Raw genomic sequence first — 9,469 nt, forward strand, 5'->3', positions numbered from 1 at the left:
AAATGGCTGAACATGTTGATGGCGCAGTGATTGCACGGGATTGGCACGACCGTAGCCTGCCGCTCGCCGACACCGAAGAACTGCACACCGCCCTGGAAGAAGCAAATATCCAGACGCTGCTGATGGTCTATGTCCATTTGACCCACGATGCCGCGATGCTGGACGTGTTCGGCAACTATATCAAACCGCCGTTCGCGGTTCCTGGCACCGAAATCCCGAACGAATATCTGCACGAACTGCGCACAAAATTGCTGCATGTGCTGACGACCCCGGGCGCCGCGCGTGAGGATGATCCGTCCGAAGCTTTGATGCAGCGGATGATGAGCGTGGGCGTGGGCGAGGAAGTCGCCGACGAATTTCTGCCGCTGCTGTTCGACCAGATCGGGCTAAAGCTGCCCAAGCCGCGTAAGGAGATCGAAGGACGCCCTGCGCCCAAGTCCGACTTCAAGGTGCTGGTGATCGGCGCGGGCATGACCGGCCTTGCCGCTTCACTGAAGCTGGAGGAAGCCGGTTACGAGCATATCGTGATCGAAAAGAATCCGGAAGTCGGCGGTACTTGGTACGAAAATCGTTATCCCGGCGTCGGCGTCGACACGCCCAGCCACTTCTATTCCTATTCTTTCGAGATCACGCCCGAGTGGACGCACTACCATCCCAAGGGCGTGGACATGCAGAAGTACCTGCTGCACGTCGCCGACAAATATGAACTTCGCCGCAACATCCGCTTTAACACCGAAGTCCTCGCGCTGCGCTATGACGATCTAGACGCGGTGTGGAACATCACGGTCCGTGGCAAGGACGGCAGCGAAGAAGTGATCCGCGCCAACGCTGTCATCAACGCCCACGGTCCGGTCAACCGCTGGAAGTGGCCCGACATTCCGGGCCGCGAAGACTTCCAGGGCAAGATCATGCACACGGCGAACTGGGATCCTTCAACACGGCTCGAAGGCAAGCGCGTCGGCATCATCGGCACGGGCGCAAGCGCCGCGCAGCTGATCGGCGCGATCGCCGATCAGGTCAGCGAACTCACCGTGTTCCAGCGCACCCGCTACTGGACGATCTACAATCCCGAGATCAATCATGAAGTGTCGCCGGGCATGAAGTTCGCCCTGCGCTACATCCCGCACTTCCGTGAATGGTTCCGTTTCCGCGTCTATTGGTTCGCGGCTGATGGCCTCTACGCGAACGTCGTGAAGGATCCCGAATGGCCGGTGGACAGCCCGTCCGTATCCGCCATGAACGAAGGTGCGCGGCAGTGGGCGCTTGCCCATCTGGAGGCGAAGTTCCACGACCGCCCCGATCTCAAGGAAAAGATGACGCCGGACTTCCCGATCTTCTCCAAGCGCATCATTCTGGACGCGGGCTGGCTCGACGCGCTCAAGCAGCCCAACGTCACACTGGAGCAGGGCGGGATCGAATGCTTCACCCCCAAGGGCATCCGCCTGAAGGACGGGACGGAGTATGAATTCGACATCATCATTTGCGCTACCGGCTTCGACGTCGCCAACATGATGGGCAAGCTGGAAATCATCGGCAAGGGCGGCCGCTCGCTGCGCGACGAATGGGGCAAGGACGATCCGCGTTCCTATCTTGGCGTGACGGTGCCGGGCTATCCCAACTATTTCATGACCGTTGGCCCGAACAGCGCGCCGAACCATGCGGCGGGCCAGAACCTGATCTCAGAGGCGCAGGTGAATTACATCATCGAATGCCTCGACTGGATCAACGCCAGCGGCGCCCGGGCCGTGGAGCCCAAGCAGGAAGCGTTCGAGACCTGGAACCGCCAGGTCGAGGAACAGATGAAGAATATGATCTGGACCCACCCGCGCGCGAACAGCTACTACAATAACTCCAAGGGTCGCGTCTTTCTGTCCTGGCCGTGGCGGCTTGTGGACCTATGGAACCAGACGCGCGGGCCGGCGAAGGAGAATTTCGAACTGCATTGAGCAGCTTCGATGGATCGATAGCAAGCGAGAGCCGGTCCGAAGGGCCGGCTCTCACTGTTTTAGGGGCATCATCTGTGCGCCTGAACCCACTCGGCCTCTGTTCGCTTTGAGTTGAGAAACGGTGGGGATAACGTGTCTCCGCTGCGCTCGACACGAACGGTGTCGGCCGCGCCTCAACCGGAAACCGTGTATCCCCCATCCACCGCCAGTGTTTGACCCGTGATCCATGCCGCACCGGGGCTCGACAGGAAGAGGATTGCGTTGGCGATATCTTCCGGCTCACCGGGCCGTCCCAAGGGCGTCCGCGCCAGCGTCGGAGCCATCCAATCCTCCTGCGCGAAGGTGCCTTCGGTCATGCGGCTGCGCGTAAGCCCGGCGGCGACGGCGTTGACGCGGATGCCGCGCTCCCCCCATTTGACCGCCAGCGTGCGGGTCAGTCCGACAAGGCCGGTCTTTGCCGCGCCATAGCCGGGCACAATGGGAATGCCGAAATAGCTGCTCATCGAAGCAATGCCGATGACGCTCGCACCGCCCGCCAAGCTGCTTTGTGCGAGGAGGTCGGCACTACGCTGGGCCATGCGAAACGCGCCGACCAGCAGCATGTTGACGGCTCGCGCGAACACATCCGGCTCATATTCGTCAAGGCCCAGGCTCGGTAGCGCCATCCCGGCATTGTTGACGAGTATGTCGAGTTTCGAAAGGCTCGCCGCAACCGCATCGATGCTCTCGCCATCCTCTACATCCATGCGCAGATAGCGATAGCCGGACAGATCAGCATCATAATCGGCTGTGTCGCCGCGCGTGCCGGTGATGGTCACATCTGCGCCTGCTTGGCGATAGGCCGCCGCGGTGGCTGCGCCGATCCCGCTAGTGCCGCCAGTGACAAGCACATGCGCACCGGAAAAATCATAGGACGGGTTCGTCATACTGCCTCCACTTCGACCCAGCGGCCTTGAGCCGCAGACAGGCGCGCGGCGTCCAGCACGGCTTGCCCTGCCGCCGCGTCGCTAAAATCCCCCGCCGGATCAGGAAGCGGTGGCGCGCGACCTTCGATCCGGGCCTTCATCTGGCCGAACAGCTTGGCATAGGGGGCGACATCGAAGCCCTGCGTGTGCCAGCGGTCCATTTCCGTCTGGATCAGTTCATCGATGCCGAAAGGCTCGGGCGCGGGATTCACAAGTTCGGCGGGCATCGGAATCTGCCGCGTTCCGTCAGCATCCTTGATCCAGACTTCTTCCGGATCGCCAAAAGCGCTCCCGGACTGGATCCAGGCCGCACCATTCGTGCCCGCAACCTTGGTCGCCATGACGAACGGACCAGGGAAGCTCATCGCCGCCTCGATTGCGCCCAGGCAGCCGCTTTGGGTCCGGAACTGGACATTATAATAGTCGTCCGAGGTCATCGCCGGGCGCGTGGTGGTCAGCTTGCGCAGGATCGCGCTGACCGCGACGATCTCGCCCAGGGTGGATCGGACTTGGTCGATCATATGCGTGCCGAATGCGCCCAGGAAACCGCCGCCCTGTGCAGCGTCCGTCCACCAGTCGGCAAGTGGTTCCTCCTCTCCGCTACCCGGCTGCTGGTATATGCGGCTGAACATCAGCGGATCGCCGATGAGGCCATCCTTCACCACCCGACGCAGCAGCGCCTGCGCGCTGTCGAAACGGAACTCGGCGCCCAGCGCATGGACGATCCCCGCCTTTTGGGCGGCGGCCAGCATCTCCCGCGCTTCGGGTAGATCGCGTGCGAAGGGCTTTTCGCACATGACATGGCGGCCCGCGGCGATCGCCTGCATGACGGGCGTGTAATGCGCGTGCGGCGGGGTGGCGACAGTGACCAAGCGAATGCCCGGATCGTCGGACAGTACCTGTGCCAGATTATCGGACGCAAGCGGAATGCCCAGCGGCGCTGCGCGCTGCGCGGTCCTTTCCTGATTCCTACCGACGATGGCACGCACCTCAAATCCTGCATCGCGCAGCGCGCGGACATGCGTGAAAAGTCCAAAGCCCGTGCCTACGACGACTGCGCCGATCGGCGCTTCCTTGCCCGTCATCTCGTTTCTCTAGCCTTTCTGATGATGTCGCGAGCGGCTGGCGCCCATGAAGCGATGGCCTGCGCCATCGGCATGCCGTTGATGTTTTTCGAAAAGACCTCGACTGAGAAAGGGGCTGTGCTCCCAATCTGATCAAGCGTCCGGATGAAGCGCGTAAGGTCGAAGCTTCCCTGTCCGGGAACGAGCCGACCGTTCATCGTTTCGTGCAGCAGGTCGGCTTCTGGTTGCGCAGGCGCATCGTTGATCTGCACGGTGTGGATGCGCGATCCCGGGATGCTTTCGAGCAGCTCGAAGCTGGACCCGCTCCTGAAGAAGTGCCAGCTATCGACCGTGAGCCCGCCATTGGGCCGTCCGGCCGCCTGCACGATTGCCCATGCGCTCGCCAGATCGGGGATGCCGCCAAAAGGCAGGAACTCAATATGGACTTTCAGGCCATAGGGCGCGGCCAGATCGCACAGATGCGTGAAGGCTTCAGCCGCCTCATCCAGCGAGGGGGAGACGCCCATCATCTCGACGGCCGTGATCGACGGCGCACCGATGCGCGCGGCCGCTTCCACCACGCGCTCGGGCGTCAGCGATTGAAGCAGCGAAGCCAAAGGCGCGTCGTCGCCCGTTCGACGATGACTGGGCAGCCAGCAAGCCGTGCAATCCACCTCCATAACCGTCAGGTCATGATTGGCGATCCGCGCCGCAATTTCGGACGGCTTCATCCCTGCCTCTTCCAACGACCAGACGTCGCCGGGCATTAACGAGATGCCGGTAAAGCCCGCTTCACGCGCCGGGGCCAATCGTTCGAGCAGCGGCACATGTGCAAAAGGCGGAGCGGACAGGATCAACGGCAGATCCTCTGTCATGCCGCCTCCAGCCGGAAATTCAGTTCCAGAATGATCCCGTTCCGCTCCTCGACGAACAGCTGGCAGAGATTGGCGGGCGGATAGTCTTTCCGCACTACCGCGAGCCCGGCAGCGTCCAGCCGGGCGACCATAGCGGGCAGGTCATCGCACTCCAGCGCGACATGATGCACTGCCCCGCTGCCCCGCGCGGGGGTGAAGGGCAGCGCGTCGTCGCTGGGATAGGCCGCATCCACCGGGCCGATATGGACGATCGCCCGCCCGTCCGGATCATGGATCCAGCAGCCTTGATCGATCGATCCCGCCCCAGGCGCGGTCTCCGCCCGCAGGCCCAGCACATCGCGGAAAAAGGCCGCGGTGCCGGGTACATCGGCGGTCCGGATATTTACATGGTCAAGAGTTCGCACGGCCATGGCGTCAGTCCACGAACTGGCCGGTGGCGATCGCAGCCTCCGGCTTGAGCGCCGTAAGCCCTTCCGCCTCAAGTTGCGCGAGCGGCAGGCGCCACAGATTTACGGCCGCAGTGCTTTCGGTCCGCACCAGGCGCAAGCCCCAGATGCCTTTCTCATGCGCGTAGGAATTCACCCAATTGCCGCCCAGGCCCGGGTCATGCTCGGCGATGATGATGCGCACCCGGCCGTCGGGCTCGGCGGCGAAGCGGTAATTATTGACCCAGCCGTTGCCGTCCTCGAACGTGTCGAGATTTTCCTGCCAGATGTTGCAGATCTGGAAGTTCCAATATTCACAGTTCGGCGGCACGAATTCGAGCACCAGCGCCTCGTCCAGCCGCTTTTCCCATCCGCCAAAGGCGACATGGCGATCGGGCACGCCGCCGTTCGACAGATATTGGGCGCGGCTATAGTCCAGCCGGTTGAGCTTGGCGGCGAAATTGCCCTGCGTCCCGTTCCACCAGTTGCGGACCAGTTCAGCATAGCCCAGCACATTCTGCGCGGCCCAGGCCAGGTTGTTCGCCATCAGTGCAGGCGTCACCGGCTCAGGATCCGCGCCGTCTAGCCGCTCGATGCGCATGTCGGGCGCAACTTCCTTCTCCCGGTCGCTCCATACCAGGCGGATAAGGATACAGTTGGTGTCAGGCTGTAGCTTCAGCCAGTTCTTGCCTTCGCCCGGATCATTTTTTGACAGGATGATCTCAAATCTCCCGTCGGCTTCGACGCGCAGCTGCTGACTGCCAAGAAAGCCGGTGGTTTTGAGGTTGGCGGGATCGAATAGCTTAAGACCATCGACGCCCAGCGGCGCCCAGTCGCGTGCGCCTGCATCATCCGGCGCGGGCGCGCTCAGCAGGGCCAGGACGAAATAGGGAATGGTGCCGCGCGTACCGACGATGCGATAATCGCGCGCCTCATCGAACTGGCACATCAGATGGTCCTGATCGACAGTCTGGACGTTGATCGATTGGCGCCATACCATGTCGCGCAGGCGGGGGCGGGTCGGCTCCGCATTTTCGATCAGCCGCTCGAAACCCGACCGCGCGAGGCGGGTGAGAAAGCGATACCATTCCGCCCGGTCCAGATCGGATGGATCATCTCCGAACCGGTCTATCATCCGTCCTGCGACCTTCAGCACGTCGCAGAAATCATCCCAGGACTGACCCGAAAGCAGCCTCTGCGCCGAGCGCGCCTCGATCTCCCGCATATCCATTGCTTTGTTGAGCGCGTCAGCCATCGCGGCCCATCCTCTTCCTGTTTTGATCAGCGGAAGGTGCCATCGCCCCGGCGTGGGGGCCAGCCTTTCTTCTGTCGATCCCGTGCCATTATCCTTCCTGTGTGACGCAAAATGGTTTTGCGACATCCGACGGGCGGTGGGAACGGCATTGACCGGAAAGTTATAGATTGATAACTTTCTTGGGTCGATAGCGGTGCGGCCCGGTGGCGTGCACGAGTCGCTCGCCTGTGAGAGGAGTTAGGAAGTCATGCTTACCGATGCGCAGAAGCGCCATCTGTCCAATATCTTGCAGCCGGTTTCGCCGCCGCGCGAACTGCACAATGTGTACACCGAGGATCAGCGTCGCCGTTTGCTGGACGTGGTGCATAGCGGCGCCTGGAAGCTGATCATTGCGCAGCATTTTCCCAATGCGGAAGCGCTGATCGCGACTTTTGCAGGCGGCTTCCCCGAAGGTTTCGAACCGACGCTGGACATGTTCCTGACGCCGACCTTCCGCGGCTTCTATGCTAATTACTCAACCTGCATGTTCCCGGAAATTCAGGACACCTTCTACAATCCAACTTTCCTGGAATATGCGAAGGCCTATTGGAACGCGGACTATGCCAAGCCGCAGATGATGCTGTTCAACGTGAACGGCCCGTGCGGCAACAAGGATCCGGGCCATCTGGATTCGCCCAGCTTCCGCGGCGTGCGTTACGAAAATTCGCCGACCTGGCTGTGCTCGATCATGGGCCGTTCGGGCCTGTTCCAGGATTATCTGATCAAGATGGCGCAGGTCATCACCTGGTTCAGCCTTGATGCCAATAGCGGCTTTACCTATTGGCCGAAGGGTCCGCTGGAAAAGCCAGCCCGCCTGCAGCCGCCGGTCTATAACCGGGGCGTAGTGGTGCAAAATGAGATGCTGGTGCATCGCGGCGAGGCCAACGGCCCGCTGGAGCGGCAGAATCCCAAGGGGCTGGGCTTCGACTCGCTGTTCAGTGGTGAACCGGGCAACCTTGACGGCTGGCTGGTCAAGACGGGCGATCAGGTCATCGAGCGCTATCACACCGACGACCTGCGCTTCCTCGTTCACTGGTCGGCGGAGGTCTTCGAGGACTATGCCGAACTGAAGAAGAACATGGATGGGTCGGACAACCTGACCTATGATCAGGTGTTTGACACGCTGATCAAGGATGTCCGTTCGCGCGGCATCCAGATCGAAACGCCGACCGACCCTCTGAACGATCCGGCGTTCATCAAGGCGCTGAACGACGCCTATGACTATGGCGGTCCTGCCGAATATCCGGCTGAAGCCCCGCGTGAGTTGGTTGCGGCCTGACCGGACCAGCGAAGGGAAATATGAAAGGGCGCCGCATTTCGGCGCCCTTTCTTTAGATCAGTCGATCGCTGGCTCCAAGTCGTCTGGTCCCCAATAGGCTTTCAAGCTGGTGATCCGCCCTTGCGCATCGAACGTGCAGACGTCGAGAGATCGGATCAGCAAACGCGGACCTTCGGGGGGCTGAAAGGTGACGTCGAAAACCAGCGCGGCGGCGTTGGCATGCGACCCCCGGATCGGCGCGACTGGCTGAATCCGCGTCTTGAACGCGACCGTATCGCTGAACCAGGCCGCTATTTCCTCTCCGCTTTTGGGCGGCGATCCGAGTGGGTCCTCGATTATCGCATCGGGCGCGAAAAGCGTCAGGACGCCGTCGCGATCCCCTGCATTGATCCGATCGACATAGGCTTGGAGCGTAGCACGCATCTGCGCGTGGGTCGGCGGAGAGGCGGGAGTATCGCCAAGGGAAACGGATCGCTCGGTCATGGGGCTCACCTCATTTAACGGGCAGTCTTAATGGCTTGATGCCCCGCATTTAACATAGGATCTTGCACTTTCCCTATTGTTTTGCGTAGTAGGTTGCAGTTTTGAAGTTCAGGACAATTGCTGCAGGCTGGTGACTCGCTGCGCTTGATGCTAATTTGGCCGGACAGTGAGAGGATTATAGCATGGCCAAATCGTCGGACTATCGTCTGGGAGAATTTGAGTTTCCCCGTGGCTGGTTCATGGTTGGGGAGAGCGTCGAGGCGACGAAGACGCCCAAGGCGATGCGCTATCTTGGCCAGGACATGGTGATGTACCGTGGTGAGAGCGGCACGGTTTATGTGACGGAGGCTTATTGCCCGCACATGGGCGCGCATCTGGCGAAGAACACGACCAGCTACATCGTGCGCGACGGCGAGCAGATTGAGGGCGATTCGATCCGCTGCCCCTTCCATGGCTGGCAGTTCGGTCCCGACGGCGCGTGCAAGAACATCCCCTATTCCGACTTCGTGCCCAAGGCGGCCAAGCTCAAGACCTTCCCGGTCGTTGAGCGTGCGGGCACCGTGTGGATCTGGCATGATCCTGAAGGGCTCGAACCCAATTTCGACCTGCCCGACTTTGGCGGCCATTATGACGCGCCGGGCTGGGTCAATTGGAAGATCGATTTTATGGGCGATCTCGACATCCACCCGATCGAGGTGGTGGACAATATGGCCGACTTTGGCCATTTCGTGCCCATCCATGGGGCGAAGGACTTTGTCTATTTCGCCAATGAGTTCAAGGATCACATCGTCCACCAATATTATGCCGCTGGCCACCGCACGCTGGTGACCAACCCGGACGACGTGCTGACGCTCGACACCTGGTACACCGGCCCTTCGATCCTGCAGTCAGAGATGGAGGGGACGTTCAACAGCTTCATCCTCATCACCCACACGCCGATCGAGGATGGCAAGATCCGCGTCTGGCACGGCCTGATGGTGCAGGTGAATGACGGCTCTGCGCCGGTCACCGATGACCTGCGCGAAGCGGCGCTGCAATATCAGGAAGGCAGCCGCCTGGCCTTCGCCCAGGATGTCGAGATCTGGCAGAACAAGAAGGCGTGCCTCAACCCGCTCGTGATCCCGAGCGACGGCCCCTA

The 9,469-nt window shown here is 61.3% G+C and carries 9 protein-coding genes; 3 read left to right on the forward strand and 6 right to left on the reverse strand.

Annotated features, from left to right (window positions below):
- The first annotated feature begins 2 nt into the window (after nt 1-2).
- Nucleotides 3-1,946 (forward strand): flavin-containing monooxygenase, encoded by a 1,944-nt coding sequence (locus ACFO3E_RS09905; protein WP_066531686.1) that lies wholly within the window; start codon nt 3-5, stop codon nt 1,944-1,946.
- 173 nt (nt 1,947-2,119) lie between these two features.
- Here the strand turns inward: ACFO3E_RS09905 and ACFO3E_RS09910 are convergent, their stop codons facing one another.
- From ACFO3E_RS09910 to ACFO3E_RS09930, 5 genes are read right to left on the reverse strand one after another with little or no spacing between them, the layout of a single operon-like run.
- A complete protein-coding gene (locus ACFO3E_RS09910; RefSeq protein ID WP_380804275.1) occupies nt 2,120-2,872 on the reverse strand; it encodes an SDR family NAD(P)-dependent oxidoreductase in 753 nt (250 codons plus the stop codon).
- Nucleotides 2,869-3,996: a Gfo/Idh/MocA family protein gene (locus tag ACFO3E_RS09915; RefSeq protein WP_380804278.1), complete on the reverse strand. Its 1,128-nt coding sequence runs from the start codon at nt 3,994-3,996 to the stop codon at nt 2,869-2,871. The genes ACFO3E_RS09910 and ACFO3E_RS09915 overlap by 4 nt, the downstream gene beginning before the upstream one ends.
- A complete protein-coding gene (locus ACFO3E_RS09920; RefSeq protein ID WP_380804281.1) occupies nt 3,993-4,850 on the reverse strand; it encodes a sugar phosphate isomerase/epimerase family protein in 858 nt (285 codons plus the stop codon). Before ACFO3E_RS09920 ends, ACFO3E_RS09915 begins: the two co-directional genes overlap by 4 nt.
- On the reverse strand, nt 4,847-5,260 hold the full coding sequence (locus tag ACFO3E_RS09925) for a VOC family protein (protein WP_380804283.1): 414 nt from the start codon (nt 5,258-5,260) through the stop codon (nt 4,847-4,849). The genes ACFO3E_RS09920 and ACFO3E_RS09925 overlap by 4 nt, the downstream gene beginning before the upstream one ends.
- 4 nt (nt 5,261-5,264) lie before the next feature.
- On the reverse strand, nt 5,265-6,530 hold the full coding sequence (locus tag ACFO3E_RS09930; protein ID WP_380804285.1) for a DUF1214 domain-containing protein: 1,266 nt from the start codon (nt 6,528-6,530) through the stop codon (nt 5,265-5,267).
- 247 nt (nt 6,531-6,777) lie between these two features.
- Between ACFO3E_RS09930 and ACFO3E_RS09935 the strand changes: the two genes are divergently transcribed.
- Nucleotides 6,778-7,848, forward strand: coding sequence for a hypothetical protein (locus ACFO3E_RS09935; RefSeq protein WP_380804288.1), 1,071 nt, complete (start codon nt 6,778-6,780; stop codon nt 7,846-7,848).
- A 57-nt stretch (nt 7,849-7,905) separates the two neighbouring features.
- On the opposite strand, the gene ACFO3E_RS09940 is transcribed toward ACFO3E_RS09935, so the two are convergent.
- Entirely contained in the window at nt 7,906-8,331 is a 426-nt protein-coding gene (locus ACFO3E_RS09940; RefSeq protein WP_066530786.1) for a steroid Delta-isomerase, read from the reverse strand.
- A gap of 182 nt (nt 8,332-8,513) precedes the next feature.
- Between ACFO3E_RS09940 and ACFO3E_RS09945 the strand changes: the two genes are divergently transcribed.
- Nucleotides 8,514-9,469, forward strand: a 956-nt coding sequence (locus tag ACFO3E_RS09945; protein WP_380804291.1) for a Rieske 2Fe-2S domain-containing protein, incomplete at its 3' end; no start/stop codon positions are given.

The organism is Sphingobium tyrosinilyticum (genome assembly GCF_042654265.1).
GTDB classification, from domain to species: domain Bacteria; phylum Pseudomonadota; class Alphaproteobacteria; order Sphingomonadales; family Sphingomonadaceae; genus Sphingobium; species Sphingobium tyrosinilyticum.

Excerpts from the sequence above, each read along its gene's own strand:
- ACFO3E_RS09905 (WP_066531686.1), top strand. The coding sequence starts at position 3 with ATGGCTGAACATGTTGATGGCGCAGTGATTGCACGGGATTGGCACGAC.
- ACFO3E_RS09910 (WP_380804275.1), bottom strand. The coding sequence starts at position 2,872 with ATGACGAACCCGTCCTATGATTTTTCCGGTGCGCATGTGCTTGTCACT.
- ACFO3E_RS09915 (WP_380804278.1), bottom strand. The coding sequence starts at position 3,996 with ATGACGGGCAAGGAAGCGCCGATCGGCGCAGTCGTCGTAGGCACGGGC.
- ACFO3E_RS09920 (WP_380804281.1), bottom strand. The coding sequence starts at position 4,850 with ATGACAGAGGATCTGCCGTTGATCCTGTCCGCTCCGCCTTTTGCACAT.
- ACFO3E_RS09925 (WP_380804283.1), bottom strand. The coding sequence starts at position 5,260 with ATGGCCGTGCGAACTCTTGACCATGTAAATATCCGGACCGCCGATGTA.
- ACFO3E_RS09930 (WP_380804285.1), bottom strand. The coding sequence starts at position 6,530 with ATGGCTGACGCGCTCAACAAAGCAATGGATATGCGGGAGATCGAGGCG.
- ACFO3E_RS09935 (WP_380804288.1), top strand. The coding sequence starts at position 6,778 with ATGCTTACCGATGCGCAGAAGCGCCATCTGTCCAATATCTTGCAGCCG.
- ACFO3E_RS09940 (WP_066530786.1), bottom strand. The coding sequence starts at position 8,331 with ATGACCGAGCGATCCGTTTCCCTTGGCGATACTCCCGCCTCTCCGCCG.